Annotated in this window: 18 protein-coding genes; 8 read left to right on the top strand and 10 right to left on the bottom strand. The window is 62.5% G+C overall.

The features are described 5' to 3' along the window. Positions 1-170: 170 nt before the first annotated feature. The 4 genes from GPJ75_RS27585 to GPJ75_RS12660 form a co-directional block, all read right to left on the bottom strand. A complete protein-coding gene (locus GPJ75_RS27585) occupies positions 171-299 on the bottom strand; it encodes a hypothetical protein (protein ID WP_281354777.1) in 129 nt (42 codons plus the stop codon). Between the two features lie 19 nt (positions 300-318). Next, a complete protein-coding gene (locus GPJ75_RS12670) occupies positions 319-819 on the bottom strand; it encodes an aromatic-ring-hydroxylating dioxygenase subunit beta (protein ID WP_163268618.1) in 501 nt (166 codons plus the stop codon). 31 nt (positions 820-850) lie between these two features. Further along, positions 851-2,179 carry an aromatic ring-hydroxylating oxygenase subunit alpha gene (locus GPJ75_RS12665; RefSeq protein ID WP_163268616.1) on the bottom strand — a complete coding sequence of 443 codons (1,329 nt, stop codon included), beginning with the start codon at positions 2,177-2,179 and terminating at the stop codon, positions 851-853. A gap of 88 nt (positions 2,180-2,267) precedes the next feature. Beyond that, positions 2,268-3,065 carry a dienelactone hydrolase family protein gene (locus GPJ75_RS12660; RefSeq protein WP_163268614.1) on the bottom strand — a complete coding sequence of 266 codons (798 nt, stop codon included), beginning with the start codon at positions 3,063-3,065 and terminating at the stop codon, positions 2,268-2,270. A 311-nt stretch (positions 3,066-3,376) separates the two neighbouring features. Here GPJ75_RS12660 and GPJ75_RS12655 point away from each other — a divergent pair, with 311 nt between their 5' ends. The 6 genes from GPJ75_RS12655 to GPJ75_RS12630 all read left to right on the top strand — a co-directional run bounded on the left by GPJ75_RS12655 (position 3,377) and on the right by GPJ75_RS12630 (position 12,776). Continuing rightward, entirely contained in the window at positions 3,377-3,658 is a 282-nt protein-coding gene (locus tag GPJ75_RS12655; RefSeq protein ID WP_163268612.1) for a TetR/AcrR family transcriptional regulator, read from the top strand. A gap of 131 nt (positions 3,659-3,789) precedes the next feature. Continuing rightward, positions 3,790-5,133: an IS701 family transposase gene (locus GPJ75_RS12650; RefSeq protein ID WP_163268610.1), complete on the top strand. Its 1,344-nt coding sequence runs from the start codon at positions 3,790-3,792 to the stop codon at positions 5,131-5,133. Positions 5,134-5,572: 439 nt separating this feature from the next. Next, complete coding sequence (locus GPJ75_RS12645; RefSeq protein ID WP_163268608.1) at positions 5,573-6,292, top strand: TetR/AcrR family transcriptional regulator; 720 nt, start codon at positions 5,573-5,575, stop codon at positions 6,290-6,292. A gap of 398 nt (positions 6,293-6,690) precedes the next feature. Further along, positions 6,691-8,355 (top strand): GMC family oxidoreductase, encoded by a 1,665-nt coding sequence (locus GPJ75_RS12640; RefSeq protein WP_163268606.1) that lies wholly within the window; start codon positions 6,691-6,693, stop codon positions 8,353-8,355. 435 nt (positions 8,356-8,790) lie between these two features. Continuing rightward, entirely contained in the window at positions 8,791-12,459 is a 3,669-nt protein-coding gene (locus GPJ75_RS12635) for an indolepyruvate ferredoxin oxidoreductase family protein (RefSeq protein ID WP_163268604.1), read from the top strand. A 104-nt stretch (positions 12,460-12,563) separates the two neighbouring features. Beyond that, the gene (locus GPJ75_RS12630; RefSeq protein WP_163268602.1) at positions 12,564-12,776 is read left to right on the top strand and encodes a hypothetical protein; all 213 of its coding nucleotides are present in this window, start codon (positions 12,564-12,566) and stop codon (positions 12,774-12,776) included. A gap of 135 nt (positions 12,777-12,911) precedes the next feature. Here the strand turns inward: GPJ75_RS12630 and GPJ75_RS12625 are convergent, their stop codons facing one another. Further along, positions 12,912-13,799 carry an NmrA family NAD(P)-binding protein gene (locus tag GPJ75_RS12625; RefSeq protein WP_163268600.1) on the bottom strand — a complete coding sequence of 296 codons (888 nt, stop codon included), beginning with the start codon at positions 13,797-13,799 and terminating at the stop codon, positions 12,912-12,914. 138 nt (positions 13,800-13,937) lie between these two features. On the opposite strand from GPJ75_RS12625, the gene GPJ75_RS12620 reads away from it, so the two are divergent. Beyond that, the gene (locus GPJ75_RS12620) at positions 13,938-14,348 is read left to right on the top strand and encodes a winged helix-turn-helix transcriptional regulator (protein ID WP_163268598.1); all 411 of its coding nucleotides are present in this window, start codon (positions 13,938-13,940) and stop codon (positions 14,346-14,348) included. Positions 14,349-14,459: 111 nt separating this feature from the next. Continuing rightward, positions 14,460-14,615, top strand: coding sequence for a hypothetical protein (locus GPJ75_RS27170; protein WP_205602520.1), 156 nt, complete (start codon positions 14,460-14,462; stop codon positions 14,613-14,615). A 498-nt stretch (positions 14,616-15,113) separates the two neighbouring features. Here GPJ75_RS27170 and GPJ75_RS12615 read toward each other — a convergent pair whose 3' ends face one another. From GPJ75_RS12615 to GPJ75_RS12595, 5 genes are all read right to left on the bottom strand, one after another. Further along, entirely contained in the window at positions 15,114-15,560 is a 447-nt protein-coding gene (locus GPJ75_RS12615; RefSeq protein ID WP_205602519.1) for an acyl-CoA thioesterase, read from the bottom strand. 120 nt (positions 15,561-15,680) lie between these two features. Next, complete coding sequence (locus GPJ75_RS12610; protein WP_163268594.1) at positions 15,681-16,997, bottom strand: TRAP transporter large permease; 1,317 nt, start codon at positions 16,995-16,997, stop codon at positions 15,681-15,683. 3 nt (positions 16,998-17,000) lie between these two features. Further along, positions 17,001-17,498: a TRAP transporter small permease gene (locus tag GPJ75_RS12605; RefSeq protein ID WP_163268592.1), complete on the bottom strand. Its 498-nt coding sequence runs from the start codon at positions 17,496-17,498 to the stop codon at positions 17,001-17,003. Then, a complete protein-coding gene (dctP, locus tag GPJ75_RS12600; RefSeq protein ID WP_163268590.1) occupies positions 17,499-18,434 on the bottom strand; it encodes a TRAP transporter substrate-binding protein DctP in 936 nt (311 codons plus the stop codon). 306 nt (positions 18,435-18,740) lie between these two features. Beyond that, complete coding sequence (locus GPJ75_RS12595; RefSeq protein ID WP_163268588.1) at positions 18,741-19,874, bottom strand: FAD-dependent monooxygenase; 1,134 nt, start codon at positions 19,872-19,874, stop codon at positions 18,741-18,743. Between the last annotated feature and the right edge of the window lie 155 nt (positions 19,875-20,029).

Raw genomic sequence — 20,029 nt, 5'->3', positions numbered from 1 at the left:
CACTCGTGCTTTGATAGAGATGCGATCAGTACTTCAGAAAATCGGCGACCAGCCGATTGAATATTGAATTGGTCCACTGTCCGCAGCAGCTGGAGCGTGTAACCGCGCTCCTGCCAACGTCCAGAGCAAACGCGAACCGCCACCCAAAGATGCGAAACGATCTTGCGACTTCAAGAAATCGCCGGCCTCGCCTCGACGTCAAACCAATCGGCATCGACAAATGCCGTGGGTTCGCTGGTGCTTGGCAAGACCGCCGAAGTAATTGCGACGATGACGAATCCCTGCGTGATCCGTTCCATCCTCCCGATCAAAGAATTTCTATAGGTAGATTTGCAGGATCGTGTCGTGAATGCCGTCACAATCGATAAGATCCACGCGTTGCAGGCGGATCTTGACGCCCTCGTCCGTCGCAACGAGATGGTGTGTATAAGCACCCGCATAGGACTTCAGCACATCGCGCCGGAATTGCGTCACATGAAAGCGCGAGTGGACGACGAGCTCCCCGTTGCTTGTCGCATCGTTGACTCGCACGTTGCTAACAACATGACTGCTTCGCGTGATTGGCTGCTGCCCGGCGGTGCCGAAAGCCAGCAACCGCTCACATCGCGCAACCATCGTCGGCAGATCGTCGTACATAAACGATAATTGCGTCTCAGGGTCGGTATCGGTGGGCCGCACCGGAATCCAGTAAAGGGCGTCAGGTGTGAAGAGGCTGAGCCACGATTCATAATCGCGACTGTCGATGTATTCGGCCTGCCGGAAAAGAAAATCCTCGACCTCGCTCCGGCTGAGGCGCAACTTATGAGAAGTCGTCAACATATTCTGGTTACTCCCAATATCGCTAGCGGTGCTATTGCGCCGTCATGTACGCATGCCACGCCTTGTACATATTGCGCATACAGACCTCCGAGTTGCCGCTATGCCCCTTCAGGCTTGTGCCGACCGGAATGTCCCGGTTCGCCTCACGGTGCAAACTGATCCATTCCGATTGCGGCCCTTTGAGACCAGCATGGACGCGGAAATAGGCCTCGAAATCATCAGCCGCGACGACATTCGAGGGAGAGTTTGCAAGGTTGGCACCTGTCACAGCTCGGCGCAGGAAACTTTCTGGGGCCCCCTTCAGGCGAAACGCCCAAATTTCAAGTAGCGTCTTATCGACTGAAAGGGGGCGAATGACACGCATTTGTTGAAGCGACGCCTGCATAACGATCGTTGGGAACATCAGGACGTTGTGGTAGTTTCGCTGAAGGACGACCTCGGCACCCTCCTTCCCGTGGCGGGCGATCAACGCCGCTTTGTATTGGTCCGCTTCGGGGCCTTTCAGTTCCGGGGCGAAGGCCGCCATGTCGAAGTGCCCATTCGGATGGGCCACAAGATCGACCTTCGCCATTTGGTCCGGCTCGCCGGCCAGCATCGCCGCCACGTCCAAACCACCGGGGCGGCCTTGGCCCTTGAACTTCTCGAGCGTACGTTGTGCCGCCCGCGCCATCTGGTGATGCACAAAAGACGTGTGCATCCCATCGCTCATATTATCGACAAAAATTTTCCAGTTGCTGTTCTGCACGGTCCGGTAGCAATCGCCGACGACCTCGACGCTGCCGTCGGGAGCGCGGTCGATCATATTGTCCAGTCCGCGCAAACCTTCGCCAGCCCAGGCGTCGAAATCGGGGATGTCCGCCGACAGCGAGGCAAACACAAAGCCCCGGTGGTTCTTGACGCGCGGCAGGCGCTTCATGCCGTTTCCCGGATCCTTCGGGTCGAAACTCGTGCCGTCGTAGCCCGAGTGAACCGGCACCGATACCAAGGAACCGTCGCCGTCAAATCGCCAGCCGTGATACATGCACATGAACCGCTTCGCATGGCCGGAGCGTTCGGGACAAACGAGCGCACCTTTGTGCGGGCACCGGTTCTCCAGCACGTAAATCTGCCCATCCGTGTGGCGCGTCATCACGACCGGCTGGCGGCCAACCTGCGTTGTAAAATAGTCACCCGGCTGAGGGATCTGGCTCTCATGGCCGACATAGATCCATGACCGCCCGAAGATGCTGTCCATCTCGAGTTCGAACACGTCGGGATCGGTAAATACCCGGCGGTGAATGCGCTCTGGCTCCACCAACCGACCGACGTCGAGTTCGGCCGCAGTGTCGTTCCGTTCCGATGTAGCGAGGCTGGCACTCATTGCTTGCATTCTCCTTGCATGTATGATCGTTCGAACAATCGCTTCGAACTGTTCTTCGTATTCGCTTGCTTGGTCTGTTGGACGCGGCTCAGGTGTACAGCGCACCGATCATCTGCAGCGTACGGCCCCAGGCCTGGGTTGCAGCGCCTGCGCCGTAATGTGCCGCGTCGGCTTTGACCATGAAGGCATGCTTGGCGCCCGGATAGACGATGAATTCGCTGCCGGTCGCATGAGCCACCTCCCCCACCGCCGCCAGTTCCTCCTGCGGCGCAAGCTCGTCGTCGTCACCGTAGTGGAAAGAGACCGGGCAGCTCGGCTTGTCGCCGGGCTGCATGGACTTTGAAACGAAGGTGCCGTGGAACGAGACCGCCGCATCGACCCCAAGCCCATCACAGGCAGCCCGCCATGCATAGGGGCCGCCGAAGCAGAAGCCGAGCACGGCCATCTTGCCGTTGTAGCTGGGATGGCGCTTCAACTCCGCAACGCCCCGCCCGAGATCGTCCATCGACTTCTGGAAATCGATGCGCATTGCGCGGGCGATAGCACGCGGCGTGGCCGCCGGCACGGGCAGCACACCCTTGTCCTCCGGATCGCGCCAGAAGAAGTTCTGCGCCAGCACGACACAACCTCGTCCGGCGAGTTCGTCGCAATAGGATTTTAGGCCCTGATCAACGCCGAAGATCGTCGAAATCATGATTACGCCTGGTCCGCTGCCGGATTCAGGCGCGGCGAGATAAGCATCGAACTTGCCGCCCTCGCCTTCGACCTCGATCTCCTTGCGGGATATCCCGCCCTGCTCCGCACCTGCTCCGATCGGCAATGCCGTCACAGCGCTCGCCGCAACCGCACTGCCGAGCACCATGCGGCGGCTCAGCCTGTAAGTCATCATTTCCTCCCGACTTGATGCGTGACCGCAGGCCAGATCCGAGACGTCCCCGCTCATCTTCGGCGCGGGCGAACAACTCGAACTGATCGGCGACTTAACACCGTGTACAGAGTCGCTTCCTCCCGATCGAACGGGCAGGTTAGCAACCATCGTCGAACTGCTTCCTCAATCAGGCCAAACGATCGTTTCAATACATTTCATACATACGTTTGCTTGTCAACTCTCGTTCATGAAGCGACGCAGAGCCACCAGCAAGCCGGAGATCCGTTGAGCCGAAAGACACGCGTCCGGGATCTCAGGTCACATCCTCGATGTCGCCATGCGTCTGTTTTGCGGAATATGGCGTCGATGCTATTGCGGTGCGCGACGCCACAAGAGCGGCATACGTGAACCTCGGCGCAATCAACTATCATTTCGGATCGAAGGAACACCTCATCCGGGAGGCCTTCGAAACCCTGCCGGGACCGCTGCAAAAAGCAAGCGATTGGCCTTTCTGGACCATCTCGGGGTGCAAGCCGGAGAATGTCCTCTTAGAGCGGGATGAGGAAAAGTATGAAGCGGTTTTCCGCCCGCATCCCGCTCCAACCTGTTGAGAGCGATCACGTTTATGATTTTGGATTGATTCAATCCAAAATCATAAACGTGATCTAGTCTTACTGTGTCATAAACTTCGTTAACGATTGATTGCGAGAATGGAGATTCCAGCTTCAAAATGGAGGGAGCGATGGATCTCCAAGACGGAATCGAAACGAGTGAATCGCGTTTTGCGACCTATGTCGAGACGCTCGCCTCGGCCTTGGGTCATGCCGACCGCGTAGCGCCGCTTAAGGCCTATTGCACCGGGCTGCTTTTGCCGGGCGAGCGCAAGAGCGTGGAGCCGATGGCGGCGCGGGTGGAGCCTGGGCGTGTTCAGGCAGCGCACCAGTCTCTGCATCACTTCGTGGCGAAAGCCGATTGGTCGGATGATGCCGTGCTTGGCGTCGTGCGGGCGCAGGTTCTGCCGGCGCTTGAGCGTCAGGGGCCGATCCGCGCCTGGATCGTCGACGACACCGGCTTTCCCAAGAAAGGGAAGCATTCGGTCGGTGTGGCGCGGCAGTATTGCGGCCAGCTCGGCAAACAGGACAACTGCCAGGTCGCGGTCTCTCTGTCGGTTGCCACCGAACAGGCGAGCCTGCCGGTCGCCTATCAGCTCTATCTGCCGGAAGACTGGGCGAACGACCCTGGCCGGCGGGAAAAGGCGGGCGTGCCGGAGGACGTTATCTTCCGCACCAAGCCCGAAATCTCGCTCACTCAGATCCGGGCGACGCTGGGCGCCGGCGTCTCGCCGGGCGTGGTGCTGGCCGATGCCGGTTACGGCAACGACACCGCCTTCCGCACCGGGCTGACGGAGATGGGCTTGACCTATGTCGTCGGTGTCCAGTCCTCGATCCGCTTGTGGCCGCCGGATACGCAACCGCTGCCGCCCAAACCGTGGAGCGGACGCGGTCGCCCGCCTTCGCTCGTCCGGCGCCAGCCCGGGCACGCGCCGGTTTCCGCCAAGGAACTGGCGCAAGCGCTGCCCGAAAACGCCTGGCGCCGCGTCACCTGGCGCGAGGGCACCAGGGGCCCACTCGCCTCGCGCTTTGCCGCAGTCCGCGTCCGGCCAGCCCATCGCGATTACTGGCGCTCCGCACCACGAGCCGAGGAATGGTTCCTGATCGAGTGGCCGCAGGGCGAGGTCGAGCCGACCAAGTACTGGCTGTCGACCTTGCCGGAAGACACCGGGCTCGCCACGCTCGTCGATCAGGCCAAGCTGCGATGGCGGATTGAACGGGATTATCAGGAACTCAAGCAGGAGATCGGCCTTGGCCACTATGAGGGCCGAGGTTGGCGCGGCTTCCATCACCATGCCACGCTGTCGATCGCCGCTTACGGGTTCCTGGTCTTCGAGCGGAGTCTGATTCCCCCCTCAGCCTCAGGCGCGCCGATCCTCAAGGCACCTGCGCTACCCGAAGATTATCGACCCCGCGGTGCCGCCGCTCCGCCCGGAACGCCACGTCGCCAACTCCATCGCCACCATCAGGATTAGGCTCGCCCACGCCCTGGCGCGAACGCTGCCACGATGTCCATGCTGCCGACACCATTTGTGACACAGTAAGACTAGCAGGCTGCTGAACAAATCGGGCGCTCCGGATCCATGCGGCCGGACGGCGTTGACGGCGGTCGCCATTCAGTCATTGAGCATGGACAGATTGGCACTCATGAGCTTAACCGCAGGGATGAAGGTCAACACGATCAGCGCCGCCAGAAACACGCCAGAGAAAGGCAGAACGCCCGCATAGATGCAAATCGGCGCGCGCACCTTGAAGCGACGCGGCGATCGGCTGCCACATCCAAGCGTGACCGGGTGGATCTCGAAACTCCTGCATCACGGCAGCTTCCTTGCTACGAAGACACAGATTTCCATCCGACAAGCTCATACGTTCGTTTTTCTTGTCAAGCCGGGCCGAAGCAGGTAGACGAACCAGATGACCACATCAATAGACGCGATGAGCGCTGAGAAGGGCGCCGACCGGGACTCCAGGAGCCATATTCTGAATGTCGCCGTTCGCTTGTTCGCCGAGCGTGGGCTTGACGCCGTATCAGTGCGCGACATTACAGGCACCGCGCAGGTCAACCTAGGCGCCGTCAACTACTATTTCGGCTCCAAGGAACACCTGATTCGCGAGATCTACGAGTCGCTGCTCGGCCCCGTGCAGTGTGAGCGCCTCACCCTTCTCGATCAGCTTGAGGCGCAAGCCGGAGATGATCCGCTCGATATGGAAAGCGTTCTGCGTGCGCTGATTGAGCCGGCCGCACGGCGTGCTATCGGGAAGCAAGAGCCCGCAAACTACCTGCCGCGCCTGATGTTTCAGGCATATGCGGTTTCGCGGCCCTTTCTCGACGACAAACTCTCCGAGCAGAGCGATCATGTGGCTAAGCGTTTCATTGATGCGCTTGCTCGTACCGCTCCTGGCATACCCCGTGAAGAGATATGCTGGCGCTACTACATTGTCATCGGCGGATTCCTACAACTGGTGACAGACGTTCAGGGCCCACAGCGCTTGTGGCGTCTGTCCGACGGGCTTTGCGCCGTGGATGACCCTGTTCACTTAATTGATGAACTCGTCGCGTTTTTCGTGCACGGCATGACCGCGCCGGCGCCTCATAGAACGGACGCCCGCAAAGGCCCGATGGAGCACTTCTGAGAGTGGGCGGGCATTTGCCGGCGTTCCAGGAGGGCGACGGCAAAGGTCAGCGGCATTGCCGCGGTCTCGGCTATCCTCGCAACCGCTGACCATGCGCCCCGTGCCGCAATGATCCAATCAAGTCGAGGGGTCAGTATGCGAAGGTAAGAATGTAATTGGTGTGGATCGACCTCGAAGGCCGCCCCTCACCCGATCAGCATCAAGTGCCCGACTTCACTCGCACGTTCATGGTTGGGCGGCCTCCAGCGACTGGTCGAAATATCCCCTTGGAATTGATCAGGAGTCTTGACGACCAAACGTATGTATGAAAGTCCTGTAGGACTGGAATTACCCGGGAGGAGCTGGGGTAGTTCGGTGAGAGACCGAACCGGGAGTCATCGGGGGGATATCGGCCAAATATGCCAAACGATCGTGAGTTCGACTACATCGTGATCGGCGCCGGGTCGTCGGGCTGCGTGCTTGCCAACCGGTTGAGCGAAGATCCTTCCAAGCGCGTCCTGGTAATTGAGGCGGGCGGGCATGACAAAGACCCGACGATCAAGGTTCCGCTCATTTGGTTTACGAGGTTCGTTGTCGAGCGCCAACTCGACTGGGGATACGACACCGAACCGGAACCAGGTGTCGACGATCGCCGTATTCCTTGCATCCGCGCGCGCGTCGTCGGCGGCTGCTCGTCCGTCAACGCCATGGGCTATGTGCGAGGCAGTCCAGGCGATTACGACCGCTGGGCGGCGGGCGGGCTCGACGGCTGGTCGTTTGCACATCTGCTGCCATACATGAAGCGCACCGAAAGCTGGGAGGGCGGCGCCGACGACTATCGCGGCGGCGAGGGGCCGATGGACGTGCGGGTCTCGACCTACGAGGATCCAATGATGGAGCCGATGCTCGCCGCCTCCGTCGCAGCCGGCATTCCGCGGACCCCTGACTATAACGGGCAACAGAACGTTGGCGTCAGCCGGGTGCAGCAGACCATCAAGAATGGCCGGCGGTGGAGCGCGGCTGACGCATATCTCAGACCCGCTCTCGCGCGGCCGAACATGCGGCTTGAGACAAGCGCGCTGGTGACCCGCATCGTGATCGAAAACGGTCGCGCCGTCGGCGTCGCCTATGAGATCGACGGCCAAAAGCGGACCGCGCGCGCAGGGCGTGAGGTGATCCTGTCGGGAGGCGCTCTCAACTCGCCGCAGCTTCTCATGCTGTCGGGAATTGGGCCCGCTGACGAACTTGCAAAACACGGGATCAAGGTCGTTGCCGATCTGCCGAGCGTCGGCCGGAATCTGCAGGAGCACATTTCAGCGGGCGTTGTCTTCGAGCGCACCCAGGCCGGCCCCTTCGTTCGCAACACCCGCGCCGACAAGATGCTTTTCAATATCGCCCGCGCCTATTTTACTGGTACCGGGCCTGCGACCGATTTCCCCGCCGGCCTCATCGCCCATATCAAAACCGATCCGTCGTTCGACGTACCCGACATCCAGTTTCTCTATGCGTTCGCGTCGTACGACGCGCACCTCTGGTTTCCCGGAATCAAACCGCCCTGGATCGACGGCATCGGCGCCAATGCCGTGCTGCTCCATCCCGAAAGCCGCGGTCGGATCGAACTCGCCTCGGCCGATCCGCGCAAACTGGTGCGTCTGCGCCAAAACTTCCTGTCTACCCAGAAAGATATCGAGGGTATCCGGCGCGGTGTCCGGCTCGTCCGCGACGTGCTGCGCCAGGCGCCACTCGCCCCGTATATCGCGGCAGAGCGCGGGCCCAACTTCGACGACGACGCGGAGGTCGATGCCTATGTCCGCGCCACCTGTCAGCCGGTCCAGCATCCTTGCGGCACCTGCCACATGGGAGCGGACGACGGCGCGGTGCTGGACAGCGAACTGCGCGTGCGCGGTGTCGACGGTCTCCGCGTCATCGACGCCTCAGCGATGCCCGATCTCATAAGCGGCAACATTCACGCTGCGGTGCTGGCGATCGCGGAAAAGGGCGCCGATATGGTGCTTGGCCGGGCGGCATTGCCGCGGTCTCGGCTACCCTCGCAACCGCTGACGATGCCCCCTGTGCCGCAATGACCCCAATCAAGTTGAGGGGTTGGTATGCGAAGTAAGAATATAATTGGTGTGGATCGACGTCGAAGGCCGCCCCTCAGCCGATCAGCGTGAAGTGTCTAACTTCGCTCGCACGTTCATGGTTGGGCGGCCTCCGGAGACTGATCGGACTCGACCTAAGTTATCGAAATGACCCTTGGGCAATTGATCAGGAGTCTTGACGACCAAACGTATGTATGAAAGAACCCGAGGGACTAGAATTGCCTGGGAGGAGCTGGGGTAATTCCGTGAGAGACCGACAGGGAGGCTAGGCTTGTCGCATCACAGACCATTCTGGTCCAGAATCTTTATTTGCACCCGCCTGGCGGCCGAAGGTTCGTTGACAGGCCGTCAACGGAACAGGTCATCGCAGCCATCGCTCAGCGCTTCGCATGGCGCGGAGGCATTCAGTTGATAGCGATGTCTTCTGCCAACGGCCCTTCGCTTTCGCTCGATGATCGTTTTCTGGAGACGACGCGGCGGGCGTTTCTCGGCGGCAACCATGTCTTGATCCGAATGATGGTGGAGCAGATGCGCAGCGACCGTGCTGCGGGTCTTCGCACGCGGGCCTTTGCGACGGGCTATCCGGGCTCTCCGCTGGGCAGCATCGACCTTGCATTGAAGCAGTCGCAAGCGCTGCTGGAGGCGGAGGGGATCACGCACCGCCCGGCGCAGAACGAGGAGTTCGCGGCGTCCTCGCTGATGGGGACGCAGATGCTGGACGAGCACCCGCATCCGGACGTGGACGGGGTGGTGGGCTACTGGTACGGCAAGGGGCCGGGGCTGGACCGGTCGGGCGACGCGCTCAAGCACGGCAATTTCGCCGGGGTGAGCCGGCACGGTGCGGTCGTCATCCTCAGCGGCGAGGACCACGAGGCCAAGAGCTCAACGGTTCCCTACCAGCAGGAGTTTTTCTTCGAGCATCACGGGATGCCGGTTCTCTATCCGGCCTCGGTGCAGGAGTTCCTCGACTATGGCCTTCACGCCGCCGCCCTGTCGCGCTTTTCCGGCTGCTGGGTCGCGCTGAAGCTGGTGGGAACGCTATGCGACGGCGGACAGGTCGTGGAGATGCACGAGGCGGGGCTGCCGGTCGCCACGCCGCCGGTGGAGATCGACGGCCGCCCCTTCGAGAAGAAGGCCAACCACCGCTTCTTCCCGGTCGTCAATATCGAGACGGAGCGCGCGCTGTATCACGAGCGGCACGCGGCGGTGCTGGCCTATGCGCGGGCGAACGGGCTCAACCGGGTCGTTGCCCGGGCACCCGGCGACCGCATCGGCATCATCAGCGCGGGCAAGAGCTGGTCGGACACGATGGAGGCTCTGGCCGATCTCGGCCTCCACGACGGTCTTGCCGCGTATGGCATCAGGCTGGCCAAGGCGGGGCTCATCTGCCCCCTCGACAAGGAGTTCGTGCGCGACTTCGCGGAGGGCCTCGACACCGTCATCGTGGTGGAGGAGAAGCGCGACTTCCTGGAGCGCCAGGTCGCCGCCGCGCTGGTGGGCACCGGCGTGTCGCGCATCTACGGCAAGACCGGGCCGCAAGGGGAGGTCCTCTTCCCCATGCATGGCGGCCTGTCCAGCGACGCCGTCGCGGCGACGCTGGGCCGGGTCCTTGCCGGATCGCTCGAGCTTCCCGCGGCTGGCCGGATGAGGCTGGAGCGGCTGGCCGGCATCGCCATGACCACGCCCTTCGAACTGCGGCGGCAACCCAACTACTGCTCCGGCTGCCCGCACAATGCCTCCACGCTGCTGGCGCCGGGCCAGATCGCCTGGGGCGCGCCCGGCTGCCATCTGTTCGCCACCCTGATGGACAAGCCGCAGAAGCGGGTCGAGGGCACCACCCAGCTCGGCGGCGAGGGCCTGCCCTGGATCGGGCTTTCCCCCTTCACCAGCCGCCAGCACATCGTCCAGAACGTCGGCGACGGCGCCCTCTTCCACTCCAGCCTGCAGAACATACGCTATGCGGTGGAGACCGGCGTCAACATCACGTTCAAGCTGCTCATCAACGGCGTGCTGGCAAATACCGGCGGACAGGTTCCGGTGACCCAGACGACCGTCATGGAACTGCTGCCGCGGCTGGCTCTGGAGAAGGTGACCAAGATCGTCGTCATCACCAAGGAGCGCGACCGCTACGATGCGCGCGCGCTCCCCCGCGGCGTGGAACTGCGTCCGCTCGAGGCGCTGGAGGCGACCATGAGCGAGCTGGCCGCGCTAAAGGGGGTGACGATCGTCATTTACGACGGCGCCTGCGCCAACGAGCGCCGCCGACGCCAGAAGCGCGGCCTGCTGCCGAAGCCGACCCGCTTCACCTTCGTCAATGAGGACGTCTGCGAGAACTGCGGCGACTGCGGCGCCAAGGCCAACTGCATGTCGCTGCAGAAGGTCGAGACGGAGTTCGGCGACAAGACCAGCATCCACCAGTCCTCCTGCAACCAGGACCGCGCGTGCCTGGAGGGGGAATGCCCCTCCTTCGTCACTGTCGACATCGCGGCCGGGGTCGAGCCGGCCAGGCCGCGCCCGCCGCAGATCGACGCCGCCCGGCTGCCCGAGCCGGTCATGGCGCGCCTGGAACGACCCTATCAGATCTACATTCCGGGCCTCGGCGGCACGGGGGTGCTGACCGCCAATGCCATCCTCGCCCAGGCCGCCGCCCTCGACGGGCTCGACGTGCGCACCTACGACCAGACTGGCGCCTCGCAGAAGTGGGGGCCCGTCCTGTCCAGCCTCATCGTCGCGCCCAAGGGCATGGCCCCCAGCGTCAACACCGTCGGCTACGCCAAGGCCGACCTCTATCTCGCGCTCGACCTGCTGGCCGCAATCGAGCCGGCCAACCTGGCCCGCTGCTCCGCCGACAGGACGGTCGCGCTGGTCAATTCCGGGGTGCTGCCTACCGGCCAGACGATCCGCGATCCGCGCCGCAAGCCGCCCCGCGACGCCATGGTGGAAGCCATCGCCAAGGCGACGCGCGTCGCCGACATGGTCGTACTCGACGCCCGCCGCATCGCCGAGGAGCTATTCAGCGACTATCTGATGACCAACATGGTCGCCATCGGCGCCGCCTACCAGGCCGGCAGGCTGCCTATCAGCGCGGCCTCCATCGAGGCTGCCATCAGCCTCAACGGCGTCAGCGTCAACAACAACCTGACCGCCTTCCGCGCCGGACGGCTCTCGCAGTGCGACCCGCAGGCCCTGGAAGTCCTCTACGCGGGCGCGCCGCGCCTGCTGGCCGACCGCGTCTGCGAGCAGGCCGCGGCCCCGGCCCTTGAGGCGGCCTGGCAGGCGGCGCGCGCCGCGCATGGCTGGATCGACCCCGATACCGCCCGCCTGCTGGAGCCGCGCTTCAAGGATCTCATCGGCTACCAGAACCTGCGCTACGCCACGGCCTATCTCGACAAGGTCGCCGGCGTCGCCCGGCGCACCCATGCCGTCCTCGACCCGAAGGCCGCGGCGCGCATCGTCCACATCGTCGCGCGCAACCTCCACAAGCTGCTCGCCTACAAGGACGAGTACGAGGTGGCCCGCCTGCTCACCCAGCCCGGCTTCGAGGCCCGCATCCGCGGCCGCTTCACCGGAAAGGTCAGGATCAGCTACAACCTGCAGCCGCCGCTGATCCGCCGCCTCGGCATGAAGCGCAAGGTCAGGCTCGGACCCTGGTTCCGGCCCGCCCTGCTTGTCCTCAAGCGTCTCAAGGCCCTCCGCGGCACCCCCTTGGACCCCTTCGGCCGTATGGCAGCACGCCGCGAGGAGCGCGAACTCATCGCCTGGTACGGCCAACTCGTCGACGAGACCCTGCACCGTTTGCGTCCTGATACCGCTGGCCCCGCCGCAGACCTCCTCGACCTGCCCGAAACAATCAAGGGATACGAGCACATCAAGGCTCGCGCCGCACAAAACGCAAGGCGGCGGGCAGACCGGCTGGTGGCCGCAAATGGCTGCGGTAACCCGGAATTAGCATCAGGAACGTCGGAGTTGGCTGGCGAGGAAAAACTCGCGGGGACGATTTACCACGATACCACGGATATTGCCCGGCGGCGCCACCGAGCTGCCGAGACAGATCCGGCATCGAAGGAGACTGCAGTGCACTCTTAGAGCTTCGCAGGAGCAGGAGCGACGATCGTTGCGGCCGATTTCGTTTGCCGGCAGCTACGAACTTGAAATCGCAGCGAGAAAGGTTGCGCTGGAGGGAGGAGAGTATGTTTCGTATAGACAAACTAACACTGCGTCTGTATTCCTTGACGGGGCTGGCGCTGGCCATGTCCGTTGGGCTGGACAACCAGGGTTTCGCCCAAGAGACCAACTCGCTTGACAAGGTCACAGTAGCGCTGCCGTTTCCCGTGGCGAGCTACCTTGTGCCTGTTTTCGGCAAGGACATGAGCATTTTTGAGAAGCGTTGGCCTTTTCCATAAGGCGGGCTGCAACTCGGCTCCTCGCGCTCTGATGCTCACGTGCCTGAACGCACGCTCCGCTCCGGTTCGCAAAGGGTCTTGGTTCGCCGCGCCTTGACGAAAAAATCATCGCCGCCTCCGGGGATTGTGCCGGTATCAGCCCGCGAACGCCGCCCTATTGGCTGTCAGCCAGTCCCTGACCGACAGCGGCTTGCGACCCGACAGCCTCTCGACATCGGAAGTGACCGTGGCGAGGTCGCCGGCGCGCGCCGCGACGTTAAAGGAGAGGATCATCGGGATCGCCGGCTCCGGCATGCCCGCGGCTTTCATGCTGCCAGCAAGCTGCTCGTCGGTCAGGTTCACAACCTGGATGGGCTTGCCGGTGATCTCGCTGGCGAGCACGGCAATCTCAGCATTGCTCAGCGCCTCCGTGCCGGTCAGCGTGTAGGTCGTGCTTGTCGTAGGCGGATTGGCTAGCGCACCGGCGATTGCAGCTGCTTGATCTGCGCGGGGGACGTAGGCGATGCGGCCCTCGCCGGCAGAGGTGTACCACTGGCCGGATTTCAACGCCTGCGGCAAGCTCATGAACAGGTTTTCGGCGTACCAGCTGTTGCGGAAGATCAGGTAGGGCAGGCCGGTCGCCTTCACTGCTTGCTCGGAACCGAGATGGTCGGGCGCGAAGCTGATAGCGGAGTTCTCCGCTTTCGGCAGCGAGGTGTACGCGATGCGCTTCGCGCCGGCTTTGGCTGCGGCGGCGATGGCGGCCTGGTGCCGGCGCAGGCGCTTGCCCGGCGCGTCCATGGCGTCGGTGGAAACGATGAGCACCGTGCCGGACCCGGCAAATGATTTCTCCAGGCCCGAAGGATCGTCAAAATCGGCCTTGGCAACATTGATACCCTTTGCCGCAAGGTCGGCGAGCTTGCCGGGGTTGCGGGTACCGGCGACGATTCGCGAAGGCGCGACCTTCTGCGCGCCAAGAAGGCTGTTAATGATGGCGCGACCGAGCTGGCCGGATGCGCCGGTTACGAAAAGGGTATCAGACATGCTGCTGGCTCCTACGCGATTCGAGACGTGCTCTCTTTTCGAGACAAGCACTAGATTGTATATGAATTGCGCCTCGTAAAGGAGGTAGTTTCAGATCAGGTAGTTACCTGAACAATACCCAGTCCGGGAGAAACATTGATGGATGCTCGCACCGCCTCGGTCCGCCAGAAGATCGAGATCTACCGCGCCGACGTGATAAGCGGCGGCATCGCCAACTGCCCGATCCGCAACGTGGTGCAGAATGTGTCGGCCAAATGGAGCGCGCTGTTGCTCATGGCACTAGCAGAGCAACCCTACAGGTTCGGCGAACTGCGGCGGCTGGTGCCAGACATCTCGCAGCGCATGCTTACGCAGACTCTCCGCGACCTGCAGCGCGACGGTTTCGTGCATCGCGAAGTTTTCCCGACCACGCCGCCGAGCGTCGAATATTCATTGACCGACTCAGGGCGTTCGATCCATGCGGCTATGGAGCACCTGTTCCAATGGGCCGAAAACAACCACACCAGCGTGGTTGAGGCGCGCCGAAGCTTCGACGAGGCAAATGTATGACTGGTTGCGTTCCACCTGGTTCACCAGTTCACCCATCGCAGCCTTAGTCATGCCTGCTCTCTTGGCCAACTCCGAGAGCCTCGTCCCGTCGTCGTCGAGATTGCGGGTGGCATGAAGCTGAGACAGGGACAGGGGCCGGTAGCCGCTCTGCTGCTGCAGTTCCAGAACGCGTGCGTCGAACTTGTTGACGGCCTCGTGCAGCCGCCAACCGATATTGTCGAGCCGCCAGTGTCGCTTCATTTCGTGGCTTCCACGGCAATGCAGTAGTCCTCAGCAGGCGGTGCAGTCGTGCACAGCTCTGGAGTCATGTCAAAGCGCGAACGGGACGCCCGCTCGCCTGGTCACGAAGGCAGGTGCGCTCCCACGATTCCCGGTCGGCCGATGCGTCGTCAGGAACTCCGGCCGGGTCGTCGCCGGCGGACGGCGACACTGGCTCTCCCGCGGGCTCAACCGCCCAGAGGTGGTGCGTGCTCCCGTCCGCCACCGCACCCGCCCTTATAGCGGATTCGGCAGAGGAGAAGTTACAAGGTGGTTCAGGCGCTCTATGCACGCGGTCGCAGGTGGCTAGAGGGCGGCGCCCTCTAGATCGTGTTTCCGTGGCAGCGCAGTTCGATCACGGTCGTGGGACAGCCGCCACAAGGGCTAAGAGCGGGTATACATCGTTCCGCCGGCCCCGTAACCTGAGGCGGAGGTCGTAGCCACGCGATCAACATCGCATTCGGTCAGCTTCACCCGATCCGGGCGAAGCGTCGCTTGATTATGGCGTCAGCGCTTATCCGCACGAGCCTCGGGAGCTTCACCCCTCAGCCGAGCGGCCAGATCTTCCGGTAGCCTGTCGGAGCGGATCTTGCCCGTGGCAGCGTCGCGAACACACCAGACGCGGGTCTCATACGCCGATACGCAGAGGTTCTGCCCCAACGATAACCGGTGCTCTATGTCGAAGCTGGACCTTCGAACCTCAACCACGCCGGTCGCTATGGTGATCTTGTCTCCATAGGTGCACGACGCCTTGAACTCAGCGCGCAACTGCACCAGAGGGCAGCCCACGAACCCGTGCTCGCCGAGATCCTGATTCCTCCAGCCGGCCAGCTCGCAAAGCTCGGTCGTGCATTGGTTGAAGAAGGAGAAGAAGTTGGGATTGAAGACGATCCCGGCGGGGTCGCAATCGCCCCACTCGATGACCCTGTGTGATGTGTGGGTGAGCATGCCCATGACACCTTGTTGTATTTCTATCGTTCGAGGTGCAGACGCCCAGTCCGGTCATCCCGGTTGGTCAGCCGCTCACCGCGATGCGCCCTCGCCCGGCTCCGGCGCCTACATCGAAACCCTTCGTCATCGGCCGACGAATCGCGGCAGCCAGTGCACGACGGGCGGGACCGTGACGATCAGGAGAAGCACGAGAAGCTTGACAGCCAGGAACGGCGCGATGGCCGCGTAGATCTGGCGCATGCGGATTTCCGGCGGGGCTATCCCCTTCATGACGAAGAGCAGCAGGCCGACCGGTGGTGTGAGCAGTCCGATCTCCATCGTCAGCAGGTAGGCGGTCGCAAGGACCAGCAGATCGAGTTGCACGTGCTGTGCGAGGGGCATCACCAACGGCAGCGTCAGCATCATCATACTGATTGGATCGACGAAGCACCCGAGCACCAGAAGGACGAGAATGACACCGAACATGACGGTTCCGGGTGTGGTGAGAACCCCGGAGATCGCGGCGACGAAGTCCTGTGTCGCGCCCGTGAATGCCAGGATCTGGCTGAAGGTCTGGCTGGCGGCCACGATGAACAGGATCGTCGTCGAGAGGTGTACCGTTGCCATCAGCGCGCGCTTGACGACCAGCAGGCTGACCGAGCGATAGAAGATGGCGACGACCAGGGATGCGACGCAGCCGAAGGCGGCCGATTCGGTCGGCGTCGCCAGCCCCGCCAGCAGGGATCCCACAACCGCGATAAGGATGGCCGAAAGCGGCAACACGTCCACGATCAGGGGCATCAGCCGCTCGCGCATGCCCCGTGCGGCCAGATCGTCCGTCGGCGCGAGTTGGGGCCGCATCCATGCGGACAGCATGATGATCGCGAGGAAGCCCACCGCCATGATGAGCGCGGGGACGATGCCCGCGACCAACAACTGTGCGATCGATATCTTCGCCATGCTGCCCAGCAGAACCGCAAGGGCGGACGGAGGAATGAGCACCGCAATCGCGCCCGAGGCAAGTATCGGCCCCATCGCCAGCGTCGGATGATAGCCGCGACGCAGCATCTCCGGCATCAGGGTATTGCCAAGCAGCGCCGTGTTTGCGATCGAGGAGCCCGACAACGCCGCGAACACGGAACCGCCGGCGATCGTCACGACGGACAGGCGGGCAGGAACGTGCGTGATGGCCCGGTCGATGGCGCCGATCGCCCTCTGCGCGACACCTGACTGGAACATTATCTCGCCCATCAAGATGAAGAGCGGGATTGGCAGGAGCACGAAGCTGGTCAGCGAACTGACCGAGTTGCGCACCATCTGCACGAGTCCGGCTTCTCCGCCGAAAACGAAATAGGCGCCAATCGTGTTGACTACGATGAAGGCGAACGCGACGGGCAGACCGGCGGCGAGAAGCGCCACGAGGCTGCCCAGCATCAGGATCAGTACGAGCCCCCAGTCCATGCCTCAGAGATTGCCTATATGGGTGGGGCTCGATCCGCGGACGAGTTGGCGCATGAACTCGCAGGTGCAGAGAGCGAAGCAGGTGACGATGGGGATGAAGGTCCACCATACGGGGAAGTTCAGCACCTTCCGCACGATCAGGTTTTGATGATAGGCGGTGAGCAGCGCCGACATGCCCGCCCAGGCGAAGACCAGGGACGCGACGAGCCCCACCATACAGACCGAACGAAGGAGACGGTCCTTGCCTAGCGTAGGCAGGTTGGCGCTCAGCAATTCGACACTGACATGGCCTCCCCTGCTGAGAACCCAAGGCACGCTGATGAGGATCGCCGTCATCAGGCCGTTCTCGGCCAGGTCGTTCAGCCCGTAGAGCGATTTCGCCAAGATGAACCGAAGAGTTGCATCGACGGGAATGGCTACCGTGATCAGAGCGACGATGGCAACGGCTACGAGAGCCAGCGCCATCAGGATGGTGTCGTGCACCCTCTCCAGTGCGGCCATCTACCGAGCGCTCGTCAGGCAATCTATCAAGAGCTCGACTGCGGCCGCGTCGGACTTGGCGATCTCCGTCCGCGCGGTTTCCGCCGCAGCGGCGAGCCAAGTCCCTCGGTCATCGCCGGTCAGTTCGATCGTCTCTATGCCAGCCTCGGCGTGCTTCTTCTTCTCGGCTTTCACAAGCGCTTCGTTGTTCGCTTCGGCTGCCTCGGCAACGTCCATCGCCTCTCCGAAAACGGCGCGCTGTTCATCCGTGAGGGATTTCCACTTGTCGAGATTCACGAGGATGTTGACGTCCTGCTGATAGAAACCTGGATCCACTCTATACTTCGTGTGATCCTGCCATCCGAGGTCGAAAATGCCGATCGAGGGCCAGCCATATCCCTGCACCGCACCCCGCTCGAGTGCAGCGTACACGTCGCCGGGTGGCGTGTTCACCATGTTGGCGTTGAGGCTTCCGAACATCGCCTGGTAGATCGGCGTGACACGGATCGTCAGCCCGGATAGATCCGCGCTATCGTGCCTCTTGTTGAGGTAGAGATGATACTGGATGCGGTCGCCGGTCCTGCCGAGATATTTCACGTTCATTCGCTCCTGGTGGAGCGTGTCGAGCTTCTCGTAGCAGCCGTTCCGGCGCTGTTCCTGTCCGGTGTTCGTCGCCAGCTTGACCATGGCGGCGCCGGGCAGGATGTTTGCGTAGAAAGCGTGGGGCGCGAAGCCGACATCCACAACACCGCTGGAAATCGCGCCGCCGAGTTCGAAGGGAGGGATGGTTTCCGGGCCGCCGAGGAAACGGATCTGGACAACGCCCTTGCCATTCTCGTTCACCCAGTCGATGAAATTCCTGAAGGGCGCAGAAACCCCTGCGCTGGTGTTGAAGGCGCCGACGGCCTTCAGTGTAACCTCGTCGGCTGGGGCGCTGCCGGCCGTGAGCACCGACATGCATAAACCGAAGCAGCCACAAAGTCCTGCTCTGCGTAGCATCATTCTCCTCCCACTGCCCCGCTTCACCTCGAGGTGCATTTACCAATCGACAACCGTCGGTTTTCGGGTCGTGACCGGGTTCGATATTCGATCTTCAGCGGTGCGGCTCAGCGTACAAGCCCACCCCACCGCTCCTAAATCAGTTGCGTCGCCCAAGCGATTCTAAGGTGGCGGGCAGCCCTGACAATTATGTTTCGTTAATAGGCAATATGCGCCTGCGAAATACAGCCCACCCGAATGTGCCGGCCTGCCCGCTCGTCTCGCTCACCCGCCCTGGCTCTCATAGCGCTTCATGAAGTTAGGGGCGGTCCGACGCAGGCGCTCGAGATCCATCCGGCCGGAGCGGTTGATGTACTCGTAGGCGAATTCGAGCGGCGGAAGCGACATCCGCTCCGCATAGTTCTCGTACCAGTGCGCGGAGGTGTTCGCGGCATTGAATATCTTGCGAGCGATGGGCGCGCGTTCGGACTGATAGGCCGCAAACGCCGCCTCGAGATCGTCATGCGCGGCAAGCGCCCGCGACAGCGCGATGGCATCCTCCATGGCGAGCCGGGTGCCGGACCCGATCGAGTAGTGCGCCGTATGGACGGCGTCACCCATCAGGGCATAGCGGCCCGAGGTCCATTTCTCGCACCAGAGCTTCGGGAACTGGCGCCAGTTCGACCGGTTCGTAATCAGAGACGCGCCTTCGAGCACATCCGCGAAGACTTCCTGGGAAACGGCCACGCTCTCCCGCTCATCCATCGAGGCGAAGCCGTAGCGTTGGAACGTGGCGTCGTCGCATTCGACCAGGAACGTGCTCATTCCTGGATTGTAGCGGTAGTGGTGTGCGTTGAGCGCGCCCTTGTCCGTCCTGACGAATGTCTGCGTCAGGGTGTCGAAGGGCCGGTCGGCGCCGAACCAGGCGAAATGGTTGTTCAGATATTCGATCGAGGGGCAGAACTCGCTTTCCAGGCTCTGTCGGACCAGCGAATTCAATCCGTCGGCCCCAACAACCAGATCTGCGTCCACCTCGTCGAGAGACTCCACGCGCCGTTCCATCTCAATCGAGGCTCCCAGGCTCTCCGCCCGCTCCCGCAGGATCTCGATGAGAGCCAAGCGGCCGATGGACGTGAAGCCAACGCCGTCGATCACGATCCGGTCGCCGGGCAGGTTGAGGGTCATGTTCGTCCAGCGTTCCATCTGGGGCGTGACGAGCGCATGGGTCTCCGGATCGTCTTTCTTCAGGAACTCCAACGCCTGATCCGAGAAGACCACGCCGAACCCGAAGGTCGCGCCCTGCGGGTTCTGTTCCGTCACCCGCACCTCGATGCTGGGCAGCAATCGCCGCAGCAGGATGGCCGTGTACAGGCCGGCCGGCCCCCCGCCGATGATCTCGACTCTGGATATGCGGGTCATCAAATTGTCCTCTGTATTACGGGGCGAGAAAGGTCAGGGCCTTCAGCGGGCGTCTTCCCCACCGGTCCCGCCCCTCGCTCCGGCTGGTGTAAATGATCCTTCCATGGGCTTCTGCATGAGTTCCGAGGGATCCGCCGGATCCGGAGCTTCGTGCA

It is taken from the genome of Chelativorans alearensis (genome assembly GCF_010993735.1).
In the GTDB taxonomy this organism is placed as follows: Bacteria; Pseudomonadota; Alphaproteobacteria; order Rhizobiales; family Rhizobiaceae; genus Chelativorans; species Chelativorans alearense.
Note: the sequence above shows the minus strand (reverse complement) of the source record. Positions and strands in the feature narration are given on the sequence as shown.

Bases quoted from the DNA above. Each gene is read 5' to 3' on its own strand.
- GPJ75_RS27585 (WP_281354777.1), bottom strand. From the start codon at position 299: ATGGAACGGATCACGCAGGGATTCGTCATCGTCGCAATTACTTCGGCG.
- GPJ75_RS12670 (WP_163268618.1), bottom strand. From the start codon at position 819: ATGTTGACGACTTCTCATAAGTTGCGCCTCAGCCGGAGCGAGGTCGAG.
- GPJ75_RS12665 (WP_163268616.1), bottom strand. From the start codon at position 2,179: ATGAGTGCCAGCCTCGCTACATCGGAACGGAACGACACTGCGGCCGAA.
- GPJ75_RS12660 (WP_163268614.1), bottom strand. From the start codon at position 3,065: ATGACTTACAGGCTGAGCCGCCGCATGGTGCTCGGCAGTGCGGTTGCG.
- GPJ75_RS12655 (WP_163268612.1), top strand. From the start codon at position 3,377: ATGTCGCCATGCGTCTGTTTTGCGGAATATGGCGTCGATGCTATTGCG.
- GPJ75_RS12650 (WP_163268610.1), top strand. From the start codon at position 3,790: ATGGATCTCCAAGACGGAATCGAAACGAGTGAATCGCGTTTTGCGACC.
- GPJ75_RS12645 (WP_163268608.1), top strand. From the start codon at position 5,573: ATGACCACATCAATAGACGCGATGAGCGCTGAGAAGGGCGCCGACCGG.
- GPJ75_RS12640 (WP_163268606.1), top strand. From the start codon at position 6,691: ATGCCAAACGATCGTGAGTTCGACTACATCGTGATCGGCGCCGGGTCG.
- GPJ75_RS12635 (WP_163268604.1), top strand. From the start codon at position 8,791: ATGTCTTCTGCCAACGGCCCTTCGCTTTCGCTCGATGATCGTTTTCTG.
- GPJ75_RS12630 (WP_163268602.1), top strand. From the start codon at position 12,564: ATGTTTCGTATAGACAAACTAACACTGCGTCTGTATTCCTTGACGGGG.
- GPJ75_RS12625 (WP_163268600.1), bottom strand. From the start codon at position 13,799: ATGTCTGATACCCTTTTCGTAACCGGCGCATCCGGCCAGCTCGGTCGC.
- GPJ75_RS12620 (WP_163268598.1), top strand. From the start codon at position 13,938: ATGGATGCTCGCACCGCCTCGGTCCGCCAGAAGATCGAGATCTACCGC.
- GPJ75_RS27170 (WP_205602520.1), top strand. From the start codon at position 14,460: ATGAAGCTGAGACAGGGACAGGGGCCGGTAGCCGCTCTGCTGCTGCAG.
- GPJ75_RS12615 (WP_205602519.1), bottom strand. From the start codon at position 15,560: ATGGGCATGCTCACCCACACATCACACAGGGTCATCGAGTGGGGCGAT.
- GPJ75_RS12610 (WP_163268594.1), bottom strand. From the start codon at position 16,997: ATGGACTGGGGGCTCGTACTGATCCTGATGCTGGGCAGCCTCGTGGCG.
- GPJ75_RS12605 (WP_163268592.1), bottom strand. From the start codon at position 17,498: ATGGCCGCACTGGAGAGGGTGCACGACACCATCCTGATGGCGCTGGCT.
- dctP (WP_163268590.1), bottom strand. From the start codon at position 18,434: ATGTCGGTGCTCACGGCCGGCAGCGCCCCAGCCGACGAGGTTACACTG.
- GPJ75_RS12595 (WP_163268588.1), bottom strand. From the start codon at position 19,874: ATGACCCGCATATCCAGAGTCGAGATCATCGGCGGGGGGCCGGCCGGC.